We start from the raw sequence: 26,431 nt of genomic DNA, 5'->3' as shown, positions 1-26,431 counted from the left end.
GCTCCAGCAACCCTTCTACCACTCCTGGAAGGGCTCCGAACGCCCCGGCCAGAAGCCGTACTTTCAGCAACCCATCTTCAGCATCGCCGACGGCCGCTTCTCCTCGCGCTGGCTTGCACCGCACATCTGGTCGGCCCAGGAGTTCGAAGGTGTCCCGCCGTTGACCGAAGCCCAGACCGAGGCAATGAACCTGCTGATCTCGCTCAACGACGACCCGCGATTCCACACCTCGATGATGTTCGAGCCCGGCGACTTCCAATTCATCAACAACCACGTGGTCTACCACGCACGCACGGAGTTCGAGGACTGGGAAGACGAGGACCGCAAGCGGCACCTGCTCCGGCTCTGGCTCGCCCCCGCGAACTCGCGCCCGCTGAGCGAAGGCATGAAAGAGTTCTACGGCGATGTCCGGCCCGGTGCCGTGCGTGGCGGGTTCCCCGCGCGCGTCGAGAAGCCCGTCTTCGTGAGCGAAAACGCGGAGCGCCGAGCATGACGACAACCGCGATGACGCCGACGCCCGCCGAGGCGGCCGACGCGATCCTGCCCGCGCTGGCCGAACGGATCGGCGCGTACCGGATCGACGACCTCGACGACCAAGCCCGGCGGCTCGTCCGGACGGCGTTCACGGACACCCTCGGAGTGGCGCTGGCCGGCTCGGCCTTCCCCGGGATCACCATGATCCGGACGGCTGCCGGTATCGCAGCAACCGACGGCGGGAGCCTGGTGCTCGGCACGAGCGTGCGCGTCCCAGCCCTCGACGCCGGGCTCCTCAACGGTGTCGCCGCGCACGCCCTAGACCTCGACGACGGCAACTCGATCATCGGCGGACACCCCTCGGCCATGCTCGTGCCCGCGCTCCTCGCGCTCGGGGAGGAGATCGACGCGTCGGCGCCGGACGTGGCCGTCGCCTATGCCGCCGGGTACGAGGTGATGATCCGGCTGGCGTACGGGCTGAACCCGGCGCACTATCAACGCGGCTGGCACCCGACCTCGACCATCGGCGTCATCGGGATCGCGGCAGCGGCCGCGCGGCTGCTCCAGTTGTCCGCGGACCGCACGGCGACCGCGATGGCGATCGCGGTGTCCCACGCGGCAGGGGTGAAGGCGAACTTTGGCACGATGACCAAGTCCCTGCACATCGGGCAGGCGGTCCGCAACGGAATCTTCGCCGCCAAGCTCGCGGCGGCGGGTTACACGGCCAACCCCGGCGCGCTCGACCATGGGCAAGGCTTCCTCCCCGTCTACAACGGACCCAACGGGTTCGACGCCCCCCGGATCATGGCCGACCTGGACGGGCCGCCACTGGTCTGTTCCGAGTACAACCCGATCAAGCTCTACGCCTGCTGTCACAGTACCCACGGCGCGATAGAGGCGGCCCGGGAGATCCACGGTGTGCAAGGCTTTGACGCGGGCACCGTCGACGACGTCGAGATCATCGTGGACCCGAATCGTCTGCCGCACACCGACCGCCCGGTGCTGACCGAAGCGCTGTCGGGGAAGTTCAGCCTGCAGTACGTGACGGCCCGGGCTCTGCTCACCGGAACCGTCACGTTGGCGGACTTCGACGGCGACGCCCACCGCGACCCCGCCACGCTCGAGTTGATGAGTCGGGTGCGCGTCACGCCGTCCAGCCCGGACGGACGGGCCAATTCGTTCACCGCGACCGTCCGGACCAGACAGACGGAGGGGGCGGTGTTCGCCGCAACGCGCGGTCCGCACGCCTCCGAAAGGGACACACCGGTCGACCCGGCCCTGCTACAGCGGAAGTTCGCGGACTGCGTAGGGCGGGTGCTGCCCGCGGACCGAGTGAGCTCGCTGAGCGCGGTCCTGCGGCACTTCCCCGACACCGGCACCACCGTGCGCGAACTCATGCAGCTCGCCGAAGTCCACAGCCTCCCCGACGCAGGAGGGACACCATGACCGACCCGATCCGGGTGCTCTTCCCGGTGGGCATGCTGGGTGGCGGCTTTCCTCCTGAAACCGTGGCCCGCGGGATCGAACTCGGCGCCGACATCATCGCCGTCGACGGCGGTTCCACCGACTCCGGTCCGTACTACCTGGGGACCGGCACGGCGAAGACCGCCCGGGCCGCCGTCGAACGAGACCTGCGGGTGCTCGTGTCCGCAGCGCACGACGCGAACATCCCTCTTGTTGTCGGTTCCTGCGGCACCTCGGGATGCGACGCGGGCGTCGAGTGGATCTACGAGATTCTCCAGCAGATCTGCGCCGACCTAGGGATCAGCAGGCAGGTCGCCCGAGTGTACAGCGAACAGGACCCCGCCCGGGTCACCGATCTGCTGGCACAGGGCAGGGTGCACCCGCTCGGCACGGCCGGGCCCCTGCGGCAGGAAACCCTGGCCCGGTGCCGCCACATCGTCGGGCTGATGGGACACGAACCGCTCGCCGACGCGCTGAGCGACGGCGCGCAGATCGTCCTCGCCGGCCGCTCCACCGACACTGCGCTGACGGCGGTGCTTCCCCTGCTGCGCGGGCTGCCCGCGGGCCCCGCGTGGCATGCCGCCAAGATCGCCGAGTGCGGCGGCCTCTGCACCGAGAACCCGACGTCCGGCGGCGTCCTGGTGACCGTCGACGAAGCTGGCTTCACCGTGGAGCCGCTCGCCGTGCACACCCGCTGCACCCCTCGCAGCGTCGCCGCGCACATGCTGTACGAGAACGCCGACCCCTTCCGGCTGCGGGAGCCTGCTGGCACGCTCGACACGAGCGCCGCCACCTATACCGCACTCGACGAGCGCCGGGTACGGGTCGAAGGCTCCCGTTTCGAGCCCGCCGAGCAACCGACCATCAAACTGGAAGGCGCGGCCTCAACGGGTTTCCAGACCCAGCTGATCACCGGTATCCGTGACCCGAAGATACTCGGCAGGCTCGACGAGTGGTGCCGGCGGCTCATCGACTACCTCGACAAGCACGTTCCCTCGACCTTCGGTCTCGCTCCCGGGGAGTACGGCTATTCGCTGCGCCGCTTCGGCCACGACGCCGTGCTGGGTGCGGCCGAGCCCGAGCGGCACACCCCGCCCCGCGAAGTCGGCCTCGTGCTCACCGCCACCGCCCCCGACCAGGCCACGGCCGACGACCTGGCGAAGTTCGCCAACCCGATGATGTTGCACCTCCCCCTCGACGACGACCGCCCCTTCCCGACGTACGCGTTCATCAGCTCACCCGCGGAGACCTCACGAGGCGAGTCATTCGAGTTCGTGCTGCAGCACGTGATCGACGTGTCCGACGAGCGAGACCTGTTCCGGACCGTTCAGACAGAGGTGGGACCGTGACCCGGCTTCAGGACATCGCGACGTACATCCGCTCGAAGAACGCGGGTCCGTTCTGGCTGACCGTCGACGTCTTCCTGCCCGACCGCCCCTCATTCGATCGGGCGGTGGCCTCCGACCTCACGGACCGGGAGACGCTCGGCAGGATCTACGACGTCGACCCCGCAAGTGTGCTCGTCTTCCCGATTCCCGACCTGCACGTCATCAAGGTCTCGTTCCCGCGGGCTGCCACCCAGGGCTCCCGCGACGACCGGGACATGCACGGCGGCCAGCAGTTCGTCCCCCTGCTCGACTTGGCCGTCTGAGGCCCTAACGGGCCAACAGTGCCACCATCTCCCGGTCGTCGATCCGGCGAGCCCCATTCCTCAACGAGGAGGATCTCCGTGGACGTTCCCACCACGACCGTCGCGAGCCCTCGCGGCGACGAGCTCATCGCGCGTTTCGACCGGCTGCCCCGGATGACCAGCGCGCACTGGCGGTGGCTGCCCCTGCTCGGCCTGCTGTCCCTCGGCGACACCGCCGACATCAACGCGCTCTCCTACGCAGCGCCGGCGATGCGGAAGGACTGGGGGCTGTCGATCACCCAGATCGGCAACCTGACGTCGTTGTCGTTTCTGGGCATGTTCATCGGGGCTCTCGTCGGAGGCCGACTGGCCGACCGGTTCGGCCGGAAGCGGATGATCTTCGCCGGGACGTTGCTCTACTCGCTGTCCTCCATCCTCTGCGGGCTCTCCCCGAACTTTGCGGTCCTGGGCCTGTTCCGGACCCTGTCCGGCGTCGGGATCATGACGGTCGTCGGAGTCCTCAGCGTCTATGTGGCGGAGATGTACCCAACCAAGGTCCGAGGGCGAAGCCAAGCGGCCGTGCTGGGGGTGGGCTTGTTGGGGGTGCCGTTCGTCGCCATCTCCGCCAAACTCCTCATACCGCTTGGCCCCGAGGCCTGGCGCTGGGTGTTCGTCATCGGCGCGGTGGGTCTGATCCCCGCCATCCTCGCCGCGTTCCTGCTGCCGGAGTCGGTCCGATGGCTGATCGCCGCGCGCCGCTACGAGGAAGCCGCCCGGATCGTATCGGGATTGGAGGCGCGCTATTCCGGTGAACTGCCCCCGCCCGTTCCCGTCGCTCCGGCGGCGCCACCCGCGCGCGGCAAGGTGGCAGACCTCTTCACCGGATCCCAGCGCCGCATCACGATCGTCACCGCCCTGGCTCTGATGTCCGGCATCGTCGCGTTCTACGGGTTCAACTCCTGGGTGCCGACCCTGCTCGTCGAACGCGGCCACTCGACCGACACCGCGCTGACCATCACAACGATCCTTTCCATCGCACCGCCGATCGGTGCACTCGTCGGCATGCTGGTGACCGACCGCTGGCAGCGCCGCTACGTACTGGCCGCCATCTCCCTGACAACCGCTGGGCTCATGATGGTCTTCGCCTTCACCACCGCGCTCTGGCCGACCATCGCCGTCGGATTCCTCATCACGATGTTCCTTCAGTCGAACGCGGTCACGGTCTACGCCTACCTTCCGGAGGTCTTCCCCACCACGCTCCGCGGGTTCGGAGCAGGTTTGGGCAACGGGGCCGGGCGGCTGGCGGGCATCGGCGGCGCCGCTCTCATCGCAGCGATCTACGGTGTGGCGGGTTTCGTCGGCGTCTTTCTGACCACAGCACTGTTTTCCCTCGTCACCGCGGTGGTCATCGGGCTGTTCGGCGAGAACACGCACAACCGCACACTCCGCTGACCCCTTCAGGGGTTTCCGGGTCGGTCGCTGCCACCGATCTGCCACAGTCACGCCACAGACGTCGGGCCATCGCCTTCGTGGAGGAGAACGAACCGGCGGCGCGCCTGGAGGCAGATCGCACGCCCATCGACATGACCGGACGAACACACGACCGGGAGCCATGAGCGGGCGTCGGGCGCAAGCTCAAGTGTGCTCAGGGGGTGCCGCCCGCAGACGGAGCAGGGCCCTGACCACTACGGTGCACTCAGCCGGATCGCCACCTCAGGCAGGCACGGATCCGCCGGCGCCGACCCGAACAACCGGCGGGGGCGGCCGCGCGACATTGCTGCCAGGTCGGGGGACCTCCGGCGAGACGCCACGTGCATCGAAGAGCGGGGTCTGATGCCTCGCTGTCACTCCAGACGGGGCGACGTACCGCCCGTCGCCCCGGCTTTCGCGGACGCTTCTCAGGCTTCCGCGAACTCTTCGTAGGCTTTCGCGGACAGTTCGAAGCTGCGGATCCGTACCTCGGCGTCGTGCAGGGGGACGTACAGCATCAACTCGTCCGCGCCGGTCTGCCGCACGATGTCCGCGAACCGTCGGCGCGCCGTGTCCACCGACCCGCGCGCCTGTGCCGCGGCGATCGACGCCACCATGGCGCGGGCGTCCTCCGGGATCTCCTGACGGGCCGCCTCCTCCGCGGTGAGCAGCGCCGCCGGGGACTGTGCGGCCCGCGCGGGATCGATCGGCCATGCGAGGCGTGCGGCCTCTTCGTCCGTGTCGGCCACCACCGTCTCGACGGTGACCGTCACATGGGGCCGGTCCGACCACCGGGACGGCGTGAACCGTTCCCGGTAACGCTCCGCCGTGGCGACGCTCCCGTCCGGCCGGATGTGGTGCGCCAGCGCGACCGGCAGTCCCAGCCGGGCCGCCAGCTCGGCACTGGTCGGGCTGGACGCCAGCAGCCAGGGGCTGGTGCCTCCCAGGTCCGGTTGCAGCCGGATATCAGCTGTACTCCGCTGTCGCCGGAGAGGTGGTGCAGGATGGCGGCCACGTCCTCGGCGTACTCGGCGTGCGTGCTGGCTCGGCGCCCCGACGCAGCGCCCGTGCGATCGACGGGTCGGCCGTACCCGGACCGCGGCCGATGCCCACGCCGATGCGGTTCGGATGCAGCACCGCCAGCATGGCGAACTGCTCCGCGATCGCCAGGGGCGCGTGGTTGGGCGCCAGGACCCCGCCGGACCCGAGCCTGATCCGGCGGGTCAGGGCACCGAAATGCGCGAGCAGAACCGCCGGCACCACGCTCGCCGACAGCCCCATTGCATGATGCTCGGCGAACCAGACGCGCCGGTAACCGAGTTCGTCCAGGCGAAGCCCGGTTCTGCTGGTCGCGGCAAGCAACTCTTCGGCGGTGCGGTTCGATTCCGCGATCACCAGATCCAGCGCGGCCAGTGGGATCGTCATGGTCGAAGGGTAGCTGCGGCGGCCTGCGGCCCGACGGGCGACGACACTGCCGTGGCCGGATTCGTCGGCTGGCTGTGTCGCCGCGCCAGGGCTCTTTTGTGTGCACCGGTGCTTGCGGGTTCAGAGCGTCGTAACGACCTGATCGTACGCGAGGCGTGGGGCGCGCGGAGACCAGGCGTCCGGGCCCGGACGGCCTATGTTGACGACCATCAGCGGGGTGTGGTCGTCGTCCAGGAGCTCCTTGCGGAGGCCTTCGAAGTCGACGCCGGTCATCGGGCCTGCGGCCAGGCCCGCAGCGCGCACGCCGACGATGAAGTACGCGGCCTGCAGGGCGGCGTTCAGCGACGCGGCGCCCTCGCGCACCCGGCGGTCACTGAAGAAGGCGTCCTTGGCGGCGGGGAAGCGAGGGAAGAGGTGCGGCAGCTCCTCGTGGAACTCGTTGTCCGCCGAGAGGATCGCGACCAGCGGCGCGGTGGCCGTCTTGGGCCGGTTGCCCACGGCCATGTGCCGGACGAGACGCTCGCGGGCCTCGGCGGAGCGGACCAGGGTGATACGCAGGGGCGACTGGTTGAAGGCGGTCGGGCCGTACTTGACCAGGTCGTAGATCGCCCGCACCTGCTCGTTGGTCACCGGCTCGTCGGTGAAGGTGTTCGCGGTGCGGGCCTCACGGAACAACAGGTCCTGGGCAGCGGGGTCAAGGATGAGAGACATGCGTGAACTTTCTCCGGGGGATACGTCGCGAGAGGTGTGTTCGCCAGGTGCACCCGTGCCACCATCGTGCGCTGGGCCGAACGGAGCTTGCGGCGCCGGTCGCCCTCACGGATGACGATGAGCAAGGCGACCCACTCCACGAGTGCATGCGGCAGGTCGAGCGCGACAGGACGGATGACCGACGAGGCTCCTGAGTAGCGTGGTTGAGGCGTCAGGCCTCTCGATCAACTGCTCAGGGGCCTCGCTCGTTGCGCTTGGCGGGTGTCATCGGATCGGGCCCAGCTCGAAGAAGCTCAATGTGAGACAGGGCCGCTCGTTTGCCGGCCCCGATCGACTACACGCGAGGACTCTGGGTGCCCAGGAGGCACAGTTCGCGAAATTCGATGGCCATGTGCAGCTTGTGGCCTTCGACGATGTCGGCAGGGGTGCCAGGCGGGAAATATGCGCCGAGTTTCACGGCGAAGCCACCAGGGGTGGGCTTGACCTGGTGGAAGGCGTACATGCGGATGTCGGTGCCATCGCTTGCGAGCGTGGTGAAGCCGGAGGTGAGGCGGTGGTAACCGGGGTCCGGTGAGACGGGCCGCACATCGGGGTCGACAATGATGTACATGTCCGTGGGGTTCGCATGCATGCCGAACGTCTCCATGGCACGGGACCGCCCGTCCTCAGTGCGCAGGAAGAAGTGGTCGGGGTTGAGCAGCCGGTAATTGTGCTCGACGGCAGACGGGTCGGCAGCGTGCGCACCCAAATCATCGAGGGACATGCCCTGCACCTCGATGTCGGTGACAGCCGCACGCAGTGGAGCGTGCGCGTCGTTGCCGACGGCCTGTTTCCACAGAGCGTCGGAGGCACGGAGCTGATCGCGGAACAGGGTGGTGATGCCATCGATGTCGTACGCGCCGCGGATACCGATGCTGAGCTGTCGTGCGGCGTGCGGAGTGAGGGCGTCGATCTCGGTGCTGCCCAGGGATCGTCCTTCATGGGTGATCGGTGCGCCCAGGGCCACCATGGTGTGCAGGACGTGCAGGTGGCGTTGGTGTTGCAGTCGGTCGAGCTGCTCGCCGGACCAGTCGTGGCCGTCGATGCTGACGCTGATGCGGACAGGGGAAGTGCTCATGTCGGCCGCTATCCTTCACTCGACTCGTTCAGGCAGCCGCACGCTCGGTGCCGGGACGGCGGCGCAGGCGCGGGTTCTGCAGGGCTTCGGGTACGTAGTCCTGGTCGAGGGCGCCGACATCGGTGCCGGGCGGCACGATCTCATCGATCCTGTCGAGGATGTCGTCACTGAGCTGGACGTCGAAGCCGGCGATGAGGTCGTCGAGGTGAGCCATGGTGCGGGCGCCGGCCAAGGCGCTGGTGACACTGGGATGGGCGATGGTGAAGGCCATCGCGAGGTGGGTCAGCGACATGCCCGCCTCCTCAGCGAGGGGGAGGAGCCGTTCGACGACCTCGATACGGCGTTCGTCGTTGAGGTGCTTGAACAAGCGCGCGCGGACCAGGTTGTTCTCCTGGTTCCTGCGCACCCGGCCGGTGAGCATTCCCTGACCGAGGGGGCCCCAGACCATCACCCCCATGCCGTATCGCTGCGCGACGGGCAGGACCTCACGCTCGACGCTGCGGTTGAGCAGTGAGTAGGGCGGCTGCTCGGTGCGGAAGCGCTCCAGGCCACGCCGCTCTGCCACCCACTGGGCCTCCACGATCTCGGAGGCGGGCGTGGTGGAGGAACCGATGACGCGGACCTTGCCACTGCGGATCAGGTCGGTGAGCGCGGAGAGGGTCACCTCGAAGTCTGTCGTGGGGTCCAGGCGCTGGATCTGGTAGACGTCGATGTAGTCCGTCTGCAGTCGGCGCAGCGAGTTCTCGACGGCCTTGATGATCCAGCGCCGTGAGGTGCCGCGCTGGTTGGGGTCCTCCCCGGCGGGCATGCCGAACTTCGTCGCCAGGACGACGTTCTCGCGGCGTCCCTTCAGCGCCTCGCCGACCACTTCCTCGGAGTCGCCGTAGGCATCACCGGTGTCGAGGAAGTTGATCCCCGCGTCCAGTGCCTTGTGGATGATGCGCGCCGACTCTTGGGGCTCGTTGCCCATGCGGGTGGCGTACATCAGGGTCCCGAGCGCGTAAGGGCTGACCTTGATGCCGGTGCGGCCAAGGGGGCGGTACTGCATGGCGAGTCTCCCAAGGATTTGCTGGAGGGAACAGGAACGGAGGGGCGACGGCGTCAAGAACGGACCTGAGCCGAATCGGAAAGCCTTTCCGCTTCGAACTATACGGAAAGCCTTTCCGGATTACCACCGGCCGCGGCTAGACTGCCGACATGTCCCAGCGCCCCGCACCCGCCCGGGCTTCCTCCACTGCCTCAGGTGGACGGCGCCCGCGCGCCGACGCACGCAGGAATCTCGGCGCCCTTGTCGAAGCCGCCAAGATCGTCTTCGCCCGCTCCGGGGTCGACGCGCCCGCGAAGGAGATCACCGACCTGGCCGGCGTCGGGGTCGGCACCCTCTACCGTCACTTCCCGCGCCGCGCCACACTGGTCGCCGCCGTCCTGCAGCACGAGATCGACGCCTGCGCCGACGCCGGCCCCGCTCTTCTCACCAGCCACGACCCGGTGGTGGCCCTGGACCGGTGGGTGCATCGATACACCGAGTTCGTCGGCACCAAACGAGGCCTGGCCGAGGCGATGCACTCCGGCGATCCCGCCTACGACGGGCTGCACGCCTATTTCCTGGAGCGACTCGAGCCCACCCTCGCGGACATCCTCACTTCTGCGGCCGCAGTCGGAGGAGTCCGAGAGGAGATCAGCGCCCGCGATGTCCTGCACGCCGTCGCCCTGCTGTGCCAGGCCGTGCCCGGCGAGGACGACTTCGCCTACAATCAGCGCCTGGTCACCGTGTTCATCGACGGGCTGCGTACACCTCCTCGTCCGTGAGAAGCGAGCCAGAGCCACAGGCCCCGACCCTCGTCGGCAGTCCAGCGCGGGTGAAATTTCCGGTAACACCGGCACGCCCTTGCGGCATCAACGTCCACAAGGTCGCTGACCTGAGGAAATGGGCCGCGGCCCGGGACTGGCTGACCATCTACTGCCTGCAGCCTTACGCGCCCGACCTCGACCCGTCGAAGGAATCTGGTCTTTCCTGCGACGCGGCTGGCTCTCCAACGACGCCTTCTCCACACCTGAACGCCTTGTCCAGCGCATCCGTCGCGGCCTACGGCACATCCAGTACCACGGCGACCTCATGGACGGCTGCCTCACCGATACAGGCCTGGACATCGGACCCGCCTGAGCATCCCACGGAGTCACGGGTTCAATCTCAGTAGCAACGAATTGAAGACGCAGGACACTAGCGGGAGGTCGGCATCCATGACCAGCGTGAAGCGCCTCTCGGGGATGTGCCTGGACAGACCACCCTGTCCCTGGGCTCCGGGGGGGTGTTTTCGCGCGTGGACGGTGCGGCGGGTCATCGGGCACCGGGCGTCTGGAAGTCCTGCGTCCCGATCGTCCGCAGAAGTGCGAGCTTCTCGCGTGCGTCGGTGCCCTCGGTCGGGAAGAATGCCAGAACCTTGGTGTCCGCTTCGGGCGAGAGCAGGACCTCACAGGTCAAGTGCAGGACGCCGACCTCGGGGTGCAGGAACCTCTTCCGGTCGAAGCGGTGCACCGCCACCTCGTGGCGTTCCCACAGAGTACGGAACTCCCTGCTGCGCGCCAGCAGGCCGTTGACCAGTTCGGTGACGTCGGCATCACCCCCGCGCCGCGCGGAGGTGGCCCGCAGATCACTGACGTGCGCTTGCGAATGGAGTGGCCAGTCCTCCTCCGGAACGTAGGTGCGCAGGGCAGGCTCGGTGAACCACCGCCACACGATGTTCGCCGAGCGGCCGGCGGAGTGCCCAGCGTTCCACCTCAGAGTGATCGCGGCGACGGTGTTCTGCCACAGCACCTCACCTACATCGCTGACGACACAGGCCGGGATGTCGCCGAGCCGATCCAGCAGACTCATCACTCCGGGCCGCACGTACCCACCCGAGTAACGGGCTGGGGCTGAGAACCCGGCCAGGTGGAACAGGTGGTCGCGCTCGTCGGGATCACAGCGCAGCGCACGGGCCAGCGAGGCCACGATGGCCTCGGAGGGGTTTGCTCCACGGCACTGCTCCAGCCGGGCGTAGTAGTCCGTGGAGATACTCGCCAGCTGGGCCACCTCATCGCGCCGCAGGCCCGGCGTACGCCGCCGTACGCCGTCGGGCAGACCTATGTCGCTCGGACGCAACAGTTCCCTGCGACGGCGGAGGAAATCAGCAAGGCCGGAACGATCAATCATGTTCTCAGTAAACCTCCGCTGCACCCTTTCCGGACAGCCGCCAGCCACGGACAGCTTGTCCCTGGCACAAGCACACCTCAGTCCGCAATCCTGAAGCGGTCGGGCCAGCGAAGACGCGGCCATGGTTCCCCGGTACCGGGATCAGAGCACGGGCACCGTCCCGTCCGTCGTTGCGCCCCGTCTCCCGACCACCTCGCGCCGTCGAACACGCGGTGCAGGCCGCTGGGTCTCTCACACCGCCGGGCAACCGGCTCACGGCCATCGCCCGCCATCCAGCACATCGCACTCCAGGAGAAACAGCCATGACCTCGATACTGATCACCGGTGGCCACTCGGGCATCGGCCTTGCCGCGGCGCGGACGCTCGCCGCACAGCACATCGACCTCGTCCTCGCAGGCCGCAGCGTGGAACGCATGCAACCGGTCGTCGACGAGCTGAGCACGCGGCACAGCGTGTCCGTGACACCACTGACCCTCGATACCTCGTCGCTCGCCTCGGTCAGGGCAGCCGCCACGCGGTTGCGCGCGATGCTTGACTCCGGTGAGGTCTCCGGGCTCGACGCAATCGTCTGCAACGCTGGCGGTCGCTTCGACGGCGACATTTCCTACAGCCCCGACGGATACGAGACGACCTTCGCGACCAACTGCCTGGGCCACTTCCTCCTCGTCGAGCTGTTGCTCCCGAGCCTTTCCGAGAAGGGCCGCGTTGTCTACACCGCCAGCGGCACTCACGATCCGGACACAATCGACGGCCGCATGGTCGGTACCGCCGTGGAGCCGGACGCCGTCATGCTGGCCACCAACGGAAAGGATGGCGGCAAGGCACTGTCGGCCGGCAAGCGCTACTCCACCTCCAAGCTGTGTACTGTGATGTACGCCTACGAGTTGGACCGCCGACTCCGCAGGGCCCACAGCTCTGTTTCGTCGATCGCCTTCGACCCGGGTGCCGTGCCTGGGACCGGGTTCCTGCGGGGGATGCCGAAGCCGGTGCAGTGGGTCTCGAAAACATCCGCTTTCAACTGGGTCTCGAAACACATGGGCGTCATCACGTCCGACGTGGAGTTCTCAGGCGCCTCGCTGGCGGCACTCGCCGCGGACCCCAGCTATGCGGAGGCATCCGGCATGTACTTTCAGACAAACAACGGGGTTTTCTCGCCCGTGCGCTCCGCGCGGCTCTCGTACGACGAGCGGCTCGCAGCACAACTATGGGACGACTCCAAGCGCCTCGTGCGCCTGACCGACGACGAGGAGCCCACGCAACTCAGGTAGGGCACTCGCCCTGTCGCCTGTCGAGCGAGTGGCGCCTGTAGCCGCTCTGCGTGCCGGAGCTGGAAACGCTGCGCGTTGCTTGCCCCGGACCCGACCGCCTACGCGACAGCCCGGACCGAGCTGACACCGGTTTGGTGGAGTCCTTGATGTGCCCCGGCTTGGACTTCTTACTGATCATTTCAGAATGAGGCTCGGAGTCGTCGCAACCAGATGATGCTGCAGGCGAGTTGGAGCAGTCCGAGGTGGAGGTCGGCGCGTATCTCGTAGCGGGTCCGCAGGCGTTTGAACTGGTGAAGCCAGGCGAAGGTTTGCTCGACGACCCACCTGGTTTCACCCAGGCCGGATCCGTGGGCGGTGCCCTTGCGTGCGATCTTCGGCGTGATGCCTGGAGCGCGCAGGAGGCGACGGTACTTGTCGTAGTCGTAGCCGCGGTCGGCGAACAGCCGCCGTGGTCGGTGACGTGGCCGGCCCACCAGGCCGCGGATGCGGGGGATCGCGTCCAGCAGGGGCATGAGCTGGGTGACGTCGCGACGGTTTCCGCCGGTCGGGGACACCGCAAGAGGTGTTCCGTACCGGTCGGTGATCACATGGTGCTTGCTTCCCGGGCAGCCGCGGTCGACCGGCGAAGGTCCGGTGTGAGCCCCCCTTTCAGGGCCCGGACGTGCAAGCCGTCGACCACGGCGTCCTCCATGCCCAGCAGACCCGTTCTGCGGAGTTCCGCGAGGAGGATGGCGTGCAGGCGGGGCCAGACGCCGGCGTCGGTCCAGTCCCGCAGGCGCCGCCAGCACGTCACCCCGCTGCAGCCGATCGTCTCGGTCGGCACGTCCGCCCAGACCACACCCGTGCGCAGGACGTAGATGATCCCGCGCAGGGCGGCCCAGTCATCCGCCAGGAGCCGGCCTGGATACCGCCGACGCCGCGGCGGACGAAGAGGAAGTAACGGGGCGACACGTTCCCACAGGTCATCCGGCACAAGATCATCCGACACTCGCAGAAGTCTGCCGCCAGCCCCGCCCACAGCCAGACCCTACACCAAGATCATTCTGAAATGATCAGTTACTGTAAGACCACGGTCCGTGCACGTCCCGCACATTTCAATCGTCACAGAGAGTGAAGGGTAGTTCGTTGAACCACCCAACACAGCACTCTGGATTATCGACGGTTACCAATCTCAACCCCCACCACCGTCTTGGCCTGCCACCGGGTGCCCTACCGCCTGGGCCGCACCGTGGTTGAGGCACGCGGAGAGGGACGTGTCGAGGAGATCGTCACCGCACGGCTGCGCCCGGACGGGTCCGTGGTGCCCGGCAGCGAGCACGGTCGCAGTCGACGCGGTATGCGTCACCCACGGCTCTGGCCCGCGGGTGGAGCTGCTGCCGGTGGCCGCCGGATGCGCCCCGCGCACCACGCTGGGCGGCGAGTTCGTGGCCATTGACGACGACCAGGCCACCAGCCGCCCCGGCGTATACGCGGCCGGCAACCGCCCAGCACACCCCGTCGACCCACTCATCGGCGGCTGCAAACACGTGCAGTTCCTGGCCCCCGACTCCACCGCCCGCCTCTCCCGCAACGCTATGGCCATCAGCCCCGGCTGGTTCGACCGCTCTCCCCGCGGCACCGGCACCTGCGCCCGTATGGCCCAACTGCACGCACGCGGGGCAACTACCCCTGAGCACCGAGTTCCTCGGAGGCGGCAACCGACAACTCAAACGCGCGATGTTCCTGTCCGCGTTCGCCGCCCTGCACGATCCCGCCACCCGCACCTACTACGACCGCTGCCGGGCCCGCGGCAAGACCCACACCCAGGCACTTCTCCGCCTCGCCCGCCACCGCATCAGCGTGCTGTTCGCAACGCCGCGACGGAACCTTCTACGAACCCAGAACCCCACGTCTCGCTTGACGAAAGACATAGAAGCACCCCGACCGGCCGACCGCCCGCTGAACGACGTCCGTCATCGCGCTCCGCGGAGAGCGAGTACACGGTCACTCATCACGCAGCGCAGCCCACGAGGACTCCAGCCGACGCCAGATGAGTTCGGTGGTCTCCAGAGTCCGCGCGGCGCTCTCCAAATCGGACCGGTTCTCGGCGAGGCCCGCCACAACGTCTGCGAAGTGGCGCAGGGCGGGCACGAAACCCATCGTGCTCCAGCCGGAGTTCGACGGCGTCGGCAGAGTGTAGTTGGGGCGCCACACCTCCGCCGGACCGTCGGCAGGTCGATACGTACAGGTATCTACATTGTCGACCGCCACGGAGTCTCCTCGGCCGTAGACCTCGACGAACTCACCCCGGTGGGCAAAGGAAGCCGTCGTGCAGAAGTCGAAGGAGCACGTCGCACCCCCCTCCGACCGGGCGATGGCACTGACACTCAATCCGACGGTGGGCACGACGTTCAGGACCGCGGAGATCTCGTCGATCTCACCCACGAGGTACCGTGCCAGGTCGATCATGTGCACCGGGTTGTCGATCAGGTAGTGATGAAGATCGGCGAGGTACTCGTCCACGCGGCCCATCGCAAAGGTGAAATGTGCCAGGGAAGGAGAGCCGAAGCCCGCGGAGCTGATCACCTCCCGAGCGCGCCGGTACGCCGGCGCGAACCGCTTCATGTATCCGACGACGACTTCGGTATGTGCTTCGGCGGCGAGGGCGGCCACCTCGCGGAGCTCGGACGCGGACTGCCCGCCCGGTTTCTCGCAGAAGACCGGAATCCCGGCCCGGATGCACTGGGCCAGGATCGGCCGGTAAGCGGCCGGCGGGACGACGACCACCACCCCGTCGAGACCGCCCGCGAGCATGTCCTCGACCGATGTGTGGTAGGCGTCGGCGCCCCAGCGTCCGGCGGTGATCGCCGCACGTTCCGGCGTTCGGGCGCAGACCGCGGCGAGATCGAAACCGGCCTCCGGAATCGATGGGTACAGGGCGTTGTTCGCGTGCCGTCCCGCGCCCACCACGCCGATCCTCACGAGGTACTCGTCCGATCCCCGCTCAGAAGCTGATCGATGCCGCTCGCGGTCTCGCCGAACACACGCTCGAGTGCATCGGGCTGCTTGTACGCCTCCACGATGGCCGCCGACCACATGCTCGCGACATCAAGGTATTCCGGCATGGGGGTCGGCAGCACCCGGGCGATCGTCCGCAGCATCTCGAGACTGTTGTCGCCGTAGCCGTTCCACTTGGCGGCCGCGGCACGGTACGTCTCGTCGTCCCACGTGCTCTGCCGCGTCGGGTTCATGTTGCCCTCCTGCGCCGCGCGGGCGAGGAAGGCGGGGGAGCTGGCCCACTCGATGAACCGCCACGCCGCGTGCTTGTCCTGCGAGGCACTGTTCATCACAAGCGACCAGGTCCACATGTTGGCCTCACGCTCACCACCGGGACCCAGCGGCGGCCGGGTGTAGGCGACCCGCCCGCGCACGGCCGACTCGGGCCCCTCGAAGAAGGCGACGTAGTGGTCGGAGTCGACGATCATGCCGTACCGGCCCGCCGCGAAGTCACGGGCGACGTCAAGCCAGTGCCCGTCGGGGAACCGGTTCGGGCCAGCCGCTTGCGCCGCCGCGAGGAAGTCCCGGGTCGCGGCGAGCATGGTCGGGCTGGCGAGCGCGCTGCGGCCCGCGCTGTCGAAGTCGGTCGCGCCGTACGACCAGACCTGGGTCGCGTACCCGGTGTACATCGTGTGCCAGGTGTCGCTGCCGCGCTGCGCGAAGCCCCGTATGCCCGGCACGCGCTCCGCGATCTGCGTGGCCGCGGCGAAGTACTCCTCCCACGTCGACGGCGGCTCGCTGAGGCCCGCCTTCTCCAGCACGTCCGGCAGGTACGCCAGGTTGTACGTCTCCCAGTTCACCGGAATCTCCAGCAGGGGGCCGGTGCCGAGGGCGTCGCCGCGCCGCCCCGACCAGCGGTTGATCTCCAGCAGGGACGGCAGGAAGTCGTCCGGACGGTAGTCGTCGCTGCTCTTGGCGAGATACGTGTCGAGCGGTTCGACGATGCCCTCGCCGGCGAGCTTCCACATCGAGACGGGGCCCGACACGAACACGTCCGGCGCGGACTCACCGCGGAGCCGGCTGCGCAGCGCGTCGAGCGAGTTCGTCACGTACTCCGTCTCGGGGATGATCTCGAGGGCCACGGACTCGCCCGTGTGCGCCTCGTACTCGGCAATATGCTTCGTGACGCTCGCGACGTACGCGTCGTTGTCGGGACCGATGAAACGGACCATGGGTGGTGTCTCCTTTGTGAAACCTCGGTCTGTGGGCCGACGAGGGGTGAAAGTGAGGTCCCGGATGCGGGACCGCGTCAGACGGAGAACCGCCGGCGCGCACGTTCGTGCAGAACGGCGACGATCTCGTAGAGCACGATCACGGTCACGCTCACGACGACCACGTCCGCCCAGAGCGCGGTGTAGTCGAAGGTCGTCGCAGCGGTGGTCGTGGCCTGCGAGATCCCGTTGCCGGTGACGAGCCACTCGGCGACGACCGCACCGAAAAGTGCCAGGGGGATGCTGATGCGCGCGGCGTTCAGGACGCCCGGGAAGGAGCCGGGGACCCGGACGAACCGGAGGGCCGCCCAGCGGCCACCCCCGCAGACGCTGACCACGTCCAGGGTGGATCGCGACCTTTCCTCCAGCGCCGTGACGATGACGATCATGGCGGGGAAGAAGACCACCAATAGTCCCGTGACGATGATGAAGGCGGTGCCCCGGCCGCAGATGGCGACCAGCAGCGGAATGAAGGCGATCTGCGGAACGCACTGCGACACCAGCAGCAGCGGAAGCCCCAGACGCAGCAGGGCGGGGAAGCTCACGAGGACGCATCCGGCGATAAACGCCGCGGCCATGCCGACGCCGAAGATCATGCCGCTGTCGCGCATGGTGATCAGCCAGTCCGTCAGCAGCCCACTGCGGTGCGCCGCGGCATCCGGATCGCTGAACAGGTAGTCCAGCACATCCAGCGGGGACTTGAAGACGAGGGGAGTCACGCCTCCGAACTGGACGATCGCGAGCCAGAGCACGATCAGCGCGACGGCGGGCGTGAGGAACTCGGCGATCCGCCCCAAGGGACCGGCACCGGGGCCTGCCGTGAGGGCGGTCTGGGACTCGACCGGCTCCACATGCAGCCAGCGGCCGATCGCCGTGACCGCCGCGTAGAGCAGGCCGCCGATCACGGTGGCGACGAGGGCGATGCCCCAGGTCTGCGCGACCAGCAGCTTCTGCTGGCTGACCACGAGCACCACGCCGAGACCGTCGTCGGCGCCGCTGAACTCCCCCACGAGAGCACCGAGGAAGGCTCCCGGACCGGCTATGCGCGTGCCAGCCACGATGTTCGGGAGCGCCGAGCGGAGTCCGACCTTGCGCAGTACCTGCAACCGGCCGCCGCCCGCGCAGTGCACAATCGCGGCGATGTCCGCCGGCGTGGCACGAAGACCCGCGATCACCCCGATGAGCATCGGGAAGAACGAGAACAGGACCGCCATCGTGATCCGGGTCGGCTCACCTGGTCCGCCGAGGCTCGCGATCAGCGGGAGGAGCGCCGGCAGTGGCAGACAGTAGACCGCGAGAGCGACGCGTGAGACGGAGCGCTCAAGAAGCCCGGTCAGCGAACCGATCGCACCGAACGCTAGGCTGATGAGCGCGGCGATGGCGAAGCCCTCCAGCGCCGTGACGAGCGTGGGGGCGGCGTTGGAGAGGTAGAACGAGAAGTTTCCGGTCAGATCCTCGGCCACACTCGGTGGTGTAGGCACCGAGTTCTCGGGGAGGATGTCGGACAGGGCGACCAGCCACCAGAGTCCGACGGCGATCGCGAACCCGCCAAGGGTCCACACCACCCCGGGAACCTGCCGTTCGACGCGCCCGTCCGTGGTGGCGGAGCGCCGCTTCGACGGCGGACCAGTGGGGGCTGTCGCGGCCCCTTCCATCGCATGTGCCGATGTCATTTCAGGCACTCCGCTCGGCAGGCGGCTCGTCCGCGTCGACCCGGGCGGCCGCTTCTTCCTCGAAGAGCAGCTCACTCAGCTCGTCGACGTACCGCTGGAACTCCGGGCTCCGCATCATCTCCGGCACCCGGGGGCGCGGCAGGTCGATCTCGACCGTGCGCAGGATGCGGCCGGGCCGCGGCGTCATCACGACGACCAGGTCCGAGAGGAAGATCGCCTCGGAGATACCGTGCGTGACGAGCAGCGTGGTGGCCGGCCTCTTCGTCCAGATCCGCTGCAGCTCGAGGTTCATCCGCTGCCGGGTCATGTCGTCGAGGGCCCCGAACGGCTCGTCGAGCAGGAGGATCTCCGGCTCGAAGGCGAGGGCTCTCGCGATCGACACCCGCTGGCGCATACCGCCGGACAACTGGCTCGGCCGCGCCTCCTCGAAGCCCCGCAGCCCCACCAGTTCGACGACGTCCTGGATGGTCGACCGGTCGGGACGCCGGCCCGCCACTTCGAGCGGCAGCCGGATGTTGTCCGTGACAGTGCGCCACGGCAGCAGCGCGGAGTCCTGGAACGCGACTCCGAGGCGGCCGCTCTTGCGCACGACCGACGGACTCTGACCGTTCACCGACACGCTGCCGGCGGTCGGGTGGTCCAGGTCAGCGAGGAGCCGCAGCACCGTCGACTTCCCGCACCCGGAGCGGCCGATCAGACTGACGAACCGGTTCCGGTCCACCGTGAGACTCACACCGCCGAGAGCGTCGACACGCTTCCGCCTGGCCATGAAGGTCTTCGTGACTCCGTGAAGCTCGATTCCGGCGGGTGCTGTCGCTTTTGCTTGGTCTACCTGCGCAGGCATTCGGGCTCCCTCTCTCTCAATGTTGGAAGATGCCGACGATGAGGACTTCGGCGGGCTCGTCGCTGCCGAGCCCCCATCGATGGGGGATGTCACCGTCATGGTTGAGCGCGTCGCCGGGGCCGAGGTCGACAGGGCGGCCTCGCAGGAACTCGACGCGCAGATATCCGCGGATCACGTACACGAAGTCCTCGCCCCCGTGCTCGAACCAGTCCTGTGGCGGGTCCGTCTGCTCGATGAGGTAACGGTGTGCCTTGAGGGACAGTCCCGAACCGCCCCGGGTCAGCAGCCGTGGCCGCTGGGCGTCCTCGCGGTTGCCCGCCCGCATCTCCTGGCCGGTTCCGGCCCGAGTGACCAGGATCGACGTGGAACTGACCGGCAGCAGGCCGTTCGGTGTGGTGTTCAGTAACTCGGCGAGGCGGTACAGCCGGGGCAGGCTGATCGACGACTGGCCCTGCTCCAACTGCGTGATGAACGACGCCGACACTCCGAGCCGGGCGGCGAGCTCCTTGCTCGTCATCCCCAGCTCCTGACGCCGGTGACGTACCGCTGCTCCGACGTCGCACGCGAAGCCGTCAGCCTCGTCCGCGGCCCTCGCCCCGTCAACCCGGTCGGTGGTCTCCTTCCGCTCGGTCACGACAGCGCCTTCAGCTCTGGGTGCTCCCGGTAGAGCTCGTCCAGCAGGGACATGTCGAACAGCGCGTCCACGGTCGTACGGACGCCGGTGAGCCCGAGCGTCTCGACGGTTTCCTTCTGCAGCCTCTCCGTGACGGTGAAGATGCCGTTGTTCCTGGTGTCGGCGGTCCTGACCAGGGCAATCTCCGCCTTGTTGCAGGCCAGTTGGTTGTCGTAGTCGTACTGCAACGACTTGCCGTACTTGTTCACGGTCAGGTCCGCGCCCATCTCCGGGTCGGCGATGTTCGCTCTCCAGCCCATGATGTCGGCGCGCAGCGCCGCCTTGAGCAGCTTCCGGTTCTTGGCGATCTGGTCCGTCGAGGCGACGTAGGTCTGGGTGACGGTCCTGTACTTGAAGTCCCCGAACATCATGACGGCCGTGTCGTACCCGGCCTGCTTCAGGCTGATCGGGGAGTTCGTCGAGTAGTCCATGATCCCGTCCACCTGACCGGCGATCAGGGGAGCGGGGTCGTACTGGAACGGCACGATCCTCGTGTCCGAGGACTTCAGCCCGTTGACCGCTAGGAACGCGTGCACCGCGGGCTTGTCCGCGTCGGAGACGGCGATCGTCCTCCCCTTCAGTTCCTCCGGTGTCCGGATGGGGTTCATCTTCAGCGACACGATGCAGGACGGCGTCTTCTGGTAGAGGGCGCCGATGACCCTGAACGAGGCGCCGTTCCCGTTCGCCGCGACGATCTCCGTCGGCGATGAGACGCCGAACTGTGCGGTCTCGCTTGCCAGTTGCGTCAGCACGGAGACCGCGGAGGGGCCACCCGGGATGAACTTGACCGACGAGAAACCGACCCTCTTGTAGTACCCCTTCGTGTCGGCCAGGTACGGACCCGCCTGGGTCACGTCGTACAACCAGGAGAAGGCGTACTCGAGCTCACCGAGATCGTCGCCCGATCGGGTGCCCGACGATCCACCGCAGCCGGCGAGCGCGAAGCCCGCCGCGGTGGAGAGGCCGAGCCCGAACAGCCCGCGGCGCGAGAGCGCGCCGCCAGGAGGATTGAGCTTGTCGGTCATGTCGTTGTCCCTACTTGTCGTCTGAGCCGTAGGCGAGCGGACGGAGACGTTCGAGCTCGGCGGTGAACTCGGCGCGCAGGCGGTCTACGGTGGCGGCGTCCGCGAAGCAGGCGTCAAGACCGGACAGCGCGTACTTCTCTGCGTCCTTGACGTCCCAGTCGAGATGCGCGCCCGCGTCGATGTAGCACGCGTCGACCTCCGGCCCGATGAGCGCCGGGTCGTCGGAGTTGAGGCACATGTTCAGCCCGGCGGCGGCCATCTCCGCGACATCGCGGCGGCGGCCCTCCACCTCGGCCTCGGGGTAGTCGACGAACCAGCACGCCGAGTACGGGATCTGCGAGACGACCGTGCGCGACAGCAGTTCGGGGTCGAGCAGCGCGGCGTATCCGTGGTCGATGCGGTCCACCCGGAGAAGGTCCAGGCACTCCACCATCTCCGTGGAGTCGCCGTGCTCTCCCGCGTGCGCCGTCAGCTTGAGTCCCGCCTCGCGGGCCAGGTCGTACGCGGCGACGAACTCCGACGGCCGCCCCGCGAGTTCGTTGGAGTCGAGGCCGATCGCCACCACCTCGTCGAGGGGGTGCGCGAGGACCTGGCGGACCAGGTCGAGCGCCGCCTCTCCGCCCAGCTCGCGGTTGATCGCGACGATGATCCGGGACTCGATGCCCGTGTCGGCGTGGGCCTCCCGTGCGCCGGCCAGGATGCCGTCCATCATCTCGGCGTAGGTCAGCTCGGGGTGGTTCTGGGGGTTGAAGGCTATCTCGCGGTAGCGGCACCCGCCCGCGGCCGCGGAAAGGAGGCTCTCGTGGGTGACGACCCGGAAGTCGTCCGGCGTCTGCATCGAGTTCGAGACCGCGACGTAGATCTCGAGCCCCTCAGGGAAGTCGAGGAAGCGGTACCGGTCACCGTCGTGTGCACCGGCGGGGAGGGTGACGCCGTGGCGCTCGGCCAGTCGGCGGGCGGTCGCGGGAGGCACGCATCCTTCGAGGTGACAGTGCACTTCCGCCTTGGGCAGCGCGCGTAGGTACTCCGCGCTCAGACGCTGCCGAATGGGTGCTTCTGTGAGGCCGGGCTCTGCGCTCATGTCATTCTCCTCATCGGGTGGGGATGAAATTAAGGGGCACTGAATCCCCTGTCAATGGAACGTTTCAAATTGCGTGGTCGCCTCGGGCCCCACTGGGTCACACTTGATCTACGCCTCGCCGACTCCAGTGAGGAAGCCCGCAGGCCATCCGGCCTGCTCGCCCGAAGTCCGCCATCACGTCCGGTTCACTGTCGGCAGAGGCCCGGACGCCGACCATCCGGACATCATCGACCTCGACGCAGCCGGGCCGCCCACTCGGACGAGGGGGATGCGGCCGCAACCCGCAAAACCTACGGCTATCACCGCTCACGGCCTTCCTCGACCGCGAATCGGGCTGAGCCGGGGAACGCCTCGCCGCGCCCCGGGGGCCGTGAAACGAGGACTTCTGGGCGGCAGCCCACCACGCCACCCAGGTCTCCCCCGCCCAACCGCCAGGCTCTCCCGGCTCGAAGGCAGGCCCTGGCCCGCGCCGACTCCGCAGGGGGAGCGACGACTCGGCGATCTGCCCCCGCTGGCGAGCACGACGGCCGCTCCATCCCGTTGCGAACGACATTGAAACGATTTAACGTGTATGTAGCGCCCGCTCCAAGCAGAGCTTCGGCACTTGCGCCCGACAGTGCGGGCCCGTCACCGGTCCCGGGCCACCGAGCACACCGGCAAGCTCCCGGACCGCTGCCCCACGGGCATGCCATGGAACGTCCATGAGAAACGCCCGGTCATGGCGCGCCGTGGAGTCACGGACGCGGGCAGCATACGAATCACGTGCCACCTGCCCGGCCGGTCACTTCCAGAGGCGTCGCGGGCACCGCAACGGCGTGTGCAGGCTCAGGGTGTCGATCGCACTGGGTTCGGGTCGGCCGCCCCCCCTCCGGGCTCTCACGGACGCGCCTGCACGACTCGGCCTCGATCCCGCTCACACAGCCGCACCAGGGCCGGGCTGCCCTGGTCGACTGCCCCTCCGGCACGAGAATCGTCAAACATGTGCCGCCGGAACGCGGCACGCTGCCGCCCGCTCGGTGATCAGCAGACGTCTCGTACCCGCGACGAAGAGACGCCGCTCCCCGATCGTCAGTGGCCGCCATCTCGACCCGGCGCCCGACAAGCGCGCCCTGCTGACCTCGAGCTCATGCTGCGCGGCTTCTACATGGCCCGCAGAGGCTATATGGCGATCCCCTGCCGGTGACCGACGCCGACCTGGATTCGTTCGTGGATGCTGTGCGGGACGTCGTTCACTGAGCCCGTGCCGCGAAGTCCGCAGGATCAGCCGGGAGCTCTCCCGCAGCCTGAGCAGCTCCCTTTTTATTCACCACCCAGCAACCCGCGTGAGCATGCAGGCCCTGCACGAGAAACACCACGACGCGGAGAAGGCAGCCAGCGACATAAAAGGCGTGTCCGCGAGTCGCTCCATTGCGGGCGTTGGCCAGGGTGCAGGGAGCCTCCCAGTGCACGTTGGCGATCAGCGCCTCGCGCAACCGCTCCGGATAACGGCACGTCTTCTGTTGCAGTACTTCCAGTTCAGCACCGGGATCAGCGATAACACGTCCCACGGCCACCTCGCCGACATAAGCATGGGAGTACACCCCAAGCGGGTGACCGGCCTGGATGCCCACCTTGAAGTTCCCCGCCTGGCACCCTTCCCAGAGCCGGTGAACGCGATCCAGATCGCGGTAGATCCAGTCGATACGGCATCCGTCAACATTCAGCCATGCTCCACCGTCCACCCACGGCCCCCAGCCGCCCGGTTCCGTCACCTCGACCGGCTCGCCAGTCAATTCGGATGCGAGGAGACCTCCAAGATCCATCCGTACAGGGGCCAGGGCGACGTCGTTCAGTGGATCTGTCGCGATTGACCACGTGAGCCGGCCAGTACCGCGCAGGCGGCGCGAAGTCCCTTGCCGCGATTGCGGAGTGGGCCGCTGACGCACCACCCGCCGTCCTCACCGCTCTCGGCGGCCCCGGTCGCGAACCGTCCGGACCCACCGCTCCGACCGAGGCGACCATACGCCGGGTCCTGCAGCACGTCGACGGCGATGCCCTCGATACCGCGATCGGTACCTGGCTCTCCGCGCGCGATCCCGACCGACCACTCCCTGGCAAGGACACAGCCGAGCGGCTCCGTCGCTCACTCGCCGTGGACGGCACCGCCGGAAATCGCGCACCGCGTCCGCGCACACTGGTACATTGAGGACAAATCCACCATATACGCGACACCTCCTGGAGTGAGGATGTCTCACGCGTGCGCACCGGCAACGCACCCCGAGCCATGGCCAGCCTGCGCAACCTCGCCCTCGGAGCCCTCCGCCTCGCTGGACGCACCAACATCGCCGCGGGCCTTCGCCACCACGCGCGCGACGCCACCCGCGGCCTGGTAACACGCGGCATCACGTGATCAACCCCGACAGATCCACTGAACGACGTCGCCCTGGTACAGGGGCAGAGGTTCATCGTAGTACGGGAAGCGCCGGGCGCATGTGCCGAAATCGCGCGGCGATAACTCCATGTCAGAAGCGATCTACGGCCTCGTCGGAGCCCCCTCGGCGCAGCAGCCACCCTCACCACACATGTGCTCACCGGTTGTCCTGCCCGGCGGCAGGAGCAAGGGGTTTGCCACGAAAACGAGTTCGAACGGACGACGGGACCTGCGCCGCGCCTCCGCGACGTGCTCTTGGTCCTCGACAATGGGCGGCAGGCGATGCACCGCAGCGAACCCATCGACATCAACGGCCCGTTGGCTGAGGCAGTGAAGGTGGTGCGGGAGGCCGCAGACCGATGCGAGGTGTACGGACTGCGGTTCGAACACCCCGAAGCAGCAGAGAGATTGCCGGTGGCCGAATGCCGTCTCCTGAGACGGAAGCGCCGCGGGCGCTCGTCGCGTTGGCCCGAGCGACGGCTTCGTGGATCGGCGAAGCCACCCAGGCGAACGGCGTTCAGCCGCCGTCGTTCGAGCAGCAGGCAGAGGGGACTACGAAATCAGCGGAGAGCGCTCGGCGTCGACTCCTCGGTGCCCTGATGGGCCTAGACGGGGCATCCACCAAGCCCCGAGGGCCGAATGCCGTTGCGTCGACCGGCCTCGACGCGACCGGGCGGGGCCCTGGGTGGGCCGGTCGCCGGTTGGGCGGAGGCGGGCGTGGGAAGTCGCTGTCTGGGGCACAGCGGAGATTCGGACCGCGTCCTCGGGCGTGCTGACGCCAGTGAGAGAGCGGAACAGCCCCCCACTCGGGGGTAGTGCCGCATCAGCTGGCTGATGGTCGGCGCGGACCATGCGAACGACACGGGCCGGAAGCACCTTTTCCACACCGACGCGCCTGACCAAGGACACCTTCCTGTTCCTTCGCAGTAGCTCCGCAGGCGTACAGAGGCAGTAGGCGATGGGTCCTACCGATCCTCGCTCGGCGACTACTTCTTTTGCACGGTGCCTGGAGGCTCGACAGCAATGACCGACGCTGGGGACCCGATGATCACCGGCCGTGAAATGGGATGCCTCGCCGGACTGGCCGTCCTCGTTCTCGGATTCCTCCTGGCCCTGGTCGGCGCGGCGAGTTTGCTAGTCCACCACAATATTCAGTCGCCGGTTTTTCCCTACGAGGTGGCCTTCAAGGAGGACGGCGACCAATGCGCTAACGAAGCGGACCTGGTCCTCGACCGGGGCACGGGCGAGCAGTTGTACTGCACGATCAACCCGCTGTTCGAAAAACCCAAGGCCCCGCAGCCCAGCGGCGACTTCTCAGCCGGAGAGGTCGCCAGAATCCTGACACTGGCCGACTCCCTCGCCGGTGAGGACGGTCTGAACCGTGCCGACCAGCAGGCGGTGCAAAACCTGGTCAGGACAATCGGGCGGGAAAACGGCGAGGTGGAGAGGCCGCCGGGCCGACTGGAACGAGTGACCGGGGCCATCGGGCCTGAGAGCCTGGCCATCGGCCTCGTCTGCTTCTTCGGCGCGGTTTTCACCTCTGAGATGTGGGCCGGTCCGCTGCGGTCATAGTGGCGGGCCAGTGGCCGCCAGTTCTTCAGATGGGCGATGCCGTGCTCGACACGGATACATGCCTCCTGGCCTGTCCAAGGGGCGGGGCGGCCATCTTGCGCTGGGCATCCCCGAGTGCCTCGTCTCCCGCGTCACCCGCAGGCGCGACCACGTC

The 26,431-nt window shown here is 68.0% G+C and carries 23 protein-coding genes and 5 pseudogenes; 12 read left to right on the top strand and 16 right to left on the bottom strand.

The features are described from left to right. The 5 genes from ACZ470_RS38490 to ACZ470_RS38470 all read left to right on the top strand — a co-directional run. Nucleotides 1-493 (top strand): TauD/TfdA family dioxygenase (locus ACZ470_RS38490; protein WP_468434626.1); only part of this gene is annotated, 493 nt, incomplete at its 5' end. Further along, nucleotides 490-1,920: an MmgE/PrpD family protein gene (locus ACZ470_RS38485; RefSeq protein WP_468434625.1), complete on the top strand. Its 1,431-nt coding sequence runs from the start codon at nucleotides 490-492 to the stop codon at nucleotides 1,918-1,920. The genes ACZ470_RS38490 and ACZ470_RS38485, both read left to right, overlap by 4 nt. After that, nucleotides 1,917-3,287: an acyclic terpene utilization AtuA family protein gene (locus ACZ470_RS38480; protein ID WP_468434624.1), complete on the top strand. Its 1,371-nt coding sequence runs from the start codon at nucleotides 1,917-1,919 to the stop codon at nucleotides 3,285-3,287. The genes ACZ470_RS38485 and ACZ470_RS38480 overlap by 4 nt, the downstream gene beginning before the upstream one ends. Next, nucleotides 3,284-3,589 carry a DUF4387 domain-containing protein gene (locus ACZ470_RS38475; RefSeq protein WP_468434623.1) on the top strand — a complete coding sequence of 102 codons (306 nt, stop codon included), beginning with the start codon at nucleotides 3,284-3,286 and terminating at the stop codon, nucleotides 3,587-3,589. The genes ACZ470_RS38480 and ACZ470_RS38475 overlap by 4 nt, the downstream gene beginning before the upstream one ends. 78 nt (nucleotides 3,590-3,667) lie before the next feature. After that, a complete protein-coding gene (locus ACZ470_RS38470) occupies nucleotides 3,668-5,020 on the top strand; it encodes an MFS transporter (protein ID WP_468434622.1) in 1,353 nt (450 codons plus the stop codon). A gap of 446 nt (nucleotides 5,021-5,466) precedes the next feature. Here ACZ470_RS38470 and ACZ470_RS38465 read toward each other — a convergent pair whose 3' ends face one another. The 6 genes and pseudogenes from ACZ470_RS38465 to ACZ470_RS38440 all read right to left on the bottom strand — a co-directional run bounded on the left by ACZ470_RS38465 (nucleotide 5,467) and on the right by ACZ470_RS38440 (nucleotide 9,339). Next, entirely contained in the window at nucleotides 5,467-5,961 is a 495-nt protein-coding gene (locus ACZ470_RS38465) for an LLM class flavin-dependent oxidoreductase (RefSeq protein WP_468434627.1), read from the bottom strand. 43 nt (nucleotides 5,962-6,004) lie between these two features. Then, complete coding sequence (locus ACZ470_RS38460) at nucleotides 6,005-6,463, bottom strand: LLM class flavin-dependent oxidoreductase (protein ID WP_468434621.1); 459 nt, start codon at nucleotides 6,461-6,463, stop codon at nucleotides 6,005-6,007. A gap of 120 nt (nucleotides 6,464-6,583) precedes the next feature. Continuing rightward, on the bottom strand, nucleotides 6,584-7,174 hold the full coding sequence (locus ACZ470_RS38455; protein ID WP_468434620.1) for a malonic semialdehyde reductase: 591 nt from the start codon (nucleotides 7,172-7,174) through the stop codon (nucleotides 6,584-6,586). Nucleotides 7,175-7,218: 44 nt separating this feature from the next. Further along, nucleotides 7,219-7,350, bottom strand: a pseudogene (locus tag ACZ470_RS38450) (IS5/IS1182 family transposase); the annotation flags it as partial. A gap of 158 nt (nucleotides 7,351-7,508) precedes the next feature. Continuing rightward, the gene (locus tag ACZ470_RS38445; RefSeq protein ID WP_468434619.1) at nucleotides 7,509-8,291 is read right to left on the bottom strand and encodes a hypothetical protein; all 783 of its coding nucleotides are present in this window, start codon (nucleotides 8,289-8,291) and stop codon (nucleotides 7,509-7,511) included. Between the two features lie 28 nt (nucleotides 8,292-8,319). Further along, entirely contained in the window at nucleotides 8,320-9,339 is a 1,020-nt protein-coding gene (locus ACZ470_RS38440; protein WP_468434618.1) for an aldo/keto reductase, read from the bottom strand. A gap of 149 nt (nucleotides 9,340-9,488) precedes the next feature. Between ACZ470_RS38440 and ACZ470_RS38435 the strand changes: the two genes are divergently transcribed. Further along, nucleotides 9,489-10,100: a TetR/AcrR family transcriptional regulator gene (locus tag ACZ470_RS38435; RefSeq protein ID WP_468434617.1), complete on the top strand. Its 612-nt coding sequence runs from the start codon at nucleotides 9,489-9,491 to the stop codon at nucleotides 10,098-10,100. An 86-nt stretch (nucleotides 10,101-10,186) separates the two neighbouring features. Continuing rightward, a pseudogene (locus ACZ470_RS38430) lies at nucleotides 10,187-10,455 on the top strand (transposase); the annotation flags it as partial. Nucleotides 10,456-10,629: 174 nt separating this feature from the next. On the opposite strand, the gene ACZ470_RS38425 reads toward ACZ470_RS38430, so the two are convergent. After that, nucleotides 10,630-11,484 (bottom strand): helix-turn-helix transcriptional regulator, encoded by an 855-nt coding sequence (locus ACZ470_RS38425; RefSeq protein ID WP_468434616.1) that lies wholly within the window; start codon nucleotides 11,482-11,484, stop codon nucleotides 10,630-10,632. A 302-nt stretch (nucleotides 11,485-11,786) separates the two neighbouring features. On the opposite strand from ACZ470_RS38425, the gene ACZ470_RS38420 reads away from it, so the two are divergent. Beyond that, nucleotides 11,787-12,752, top strand: coding sequence for an SDR family NAD(P)-dependent oxidoreductase (locus ACZ470_RS38420; RefSeq protein ID WP_468434615.1), 966 nt, complete (start codon nucleotides 11,787-11,789; stop codon nucleotides 12,750-12,752). Between the two features lie 179 nt (nucleotides 12,753-12,931). Here the strand turns inward: ACZ470_RS38420 and ACZ470_RS38415 are convergent. Then, nucleotides 12,932-13,740, bottom strand: a protein-coding gene (locus ACZ470_RS38415; protein ID WP_468434614.1) for an IS5 family transposase whose coding sequence is annotated in 2 segments (ribosomal slippage) — nucleotides 12,932-13,401 and nucleotides 13,401-13,740 — 810 coding nt in all. Because the reading frame shifts where the segments join, the coding sequence is not laid out codon by codon here. Nucleotides 13,741-14,236: 496 nt separating this feature from the next. On the opposite strand from ACZ470_RS38415, the pseudogene ACZ470_RS38410 reads away from it, so the two are divergent. Continuing rightward, nucleotides 14,237-14,438 (top strand): annotated as a pseudogene (locus ACZ470_RS38410) (proline racemase family protein); the annotation flags it as partial. A gap of 3 nt (nucleotides 14,439-14,441) precedes the next feature. Continuing rightward, a pseudogene (locus ACZ470_RS38405) lies at nucleotides 14,442-14,652 on the top strand (IS110 family transposase); the annotation flags it as partial. 83 nt (nucleotides 14,653-14,735) lie between these two features. Here the strand turns inward: ACZ470_RS38405 and ACZ470_RS38400 are convergent. The 8 genes from ACZ470_RS38400 to ACZ470_RS38365 all read right to left on the bottom strand — a co-directional run bounded on the left by ACZ470_RS38400 (nucleotide 14,736) and on the right by ACZ470_RS38365 (nucleotide 24,097). Continuing rightward, nucleotides 14,736-15,713 (bottom strand): Gfo/Idh/MocA family protein, encoded by a 978-nt coding sequence (locus ACZ470_RS38400; protein WP_468434613.1) that lies wholly within the window; start codon nucleotides 15,711-15,713, stop codon nucleotides 14,736-14,738. Further along, complete coding sequence (locus tag ACZ470_RS38395; protein WP_468434612.1) at nucleotides 15,710-16,960, bottom strand: ABC transporter substrate-binding protein; 1,251 nt, start codon at nucleotides 16,958-16,960, stop codon at nucleotides 15,710-15,712. Before ACZ470_RS38395 ends, ACZ470_RS38400 begins: the two co-directional genes overlap by 4 nt. A gap of 77 nt (nucleotides 16,961-17,037) precedes the next feature. Further along, nucleotides 17,038-18,564, bottom strand: coding sequence for an ABC transporter permease (locus ACZ470_RS38390; protein ID WP_468434611.1), 1,527 nt, complete (start codon nucleotides 18,562-18,564; stop codon nucleotides 17,038-17,040). A 109-nt stretch (nucleotides 18,565-18,673) separates the two neighbouring features. Continuing rightward, entirely contained in the window at nucleotides 18,674-19,441 is a 768-nt protein-coding gene (locus ACZ470_RS38385; RefSeq protein WP_468434610.1) for an ABC transporter ATP-binding protein, read from the bottom strand. Nucleotides 19,442-19,532: 91 nt separating this feature from the next. Then, nucleotides 19,533-20,150 (bottom strand): helix-turn-helix domain-containing protein, encoded by a 618-nt coding sequence (locus ACZ470_RS38380; RefSeq protein ID WP_468434609.1) that lies wholly within the window; start codon nucleotides 20,148-20,150, stop codon nucleotides 19,533-19,535. Beyond that, complete coding sequence (locus tag ACZ470_RS38375; RefSeq protein WP_468434608.1) at nucleotides 20,147-21,214, bottom strand: ABC transporter substrate-binding protein; 1,068 nt, start codon at nucleotides 21,212-21,214, stop codon at nucleotides 20,147-20,149. Before ACZ470_RS38375 ends, ACZ470_RS38380 begins: the two co-directional genes overlap by 4 nt. A gap of 10 nt (nucleotides 21,215-21,224) precedes the next feature. Further along, nucleotides 21,225-22,295, bottom strand: a complete 1,071-nt coding sequence (add, locus tag ACZ470_RS38370) for an adenosine deaminase (RefSeq protein ID WP_468434607.1) — start codon at nucleotides 22,293-22,295, stop codon at nucleotides 21,225-21,227. A gap of 1,229 nt (nucleotides 22,296-23,524) precedes the next feature. Beyond that, a complete protein-coding gene (locus ACZ470_RS38365; protein WP_468434606.1) occupies nucleotides 23,525-24,097 on the bottom strand; it encodes a DNA polymerase subunit beta in 573 nt (190 codons plus the stop codon). An 86-nt stretch (nucleotides 24,098-24,183) separates the two neighbouring features. On the opposite strand from ACZ470_RS38365, the pseudogene ACZ470_RS38360 reads away from it, so the two are divergent. Both ACZ470_RS38360 and ACZ470_RS38355 read left to right on the top strand, forming a co-directional pair. After that, a pseudogene (locus tag ACZ470_RS38360) lies at nucleotides 24,184-24,480 on the top strand (ISAs1 family transposase); the annotation flags it as partial. Between the two features lie 1,248 nt (nucleotides 24,481-25,728). Beyond that, the gene (locus ACZ470_RS38355; RefSeq protein ID WP_468434605.1) at nucleotides 25,729-26,277 is read left to right on the top strand and encodes a hypothetical protein; all 549 of its coding nucleotides are present in this window, start codon (nucleotides 25,729-25,731) and stop codon (nucleotides 26,275-26,277) included. Nucleotides 26,278-26,431: the final 154 nt, after the last annotated feature.

This window comes from Streptomyces sp. NPDC031111, assembly GCF_055570675.1.
The sequence above is the reverse complement of the archived record's forward strand: the minus strand, read 5'-3'. Positions and strand labels throughout refer to the sequence as shown.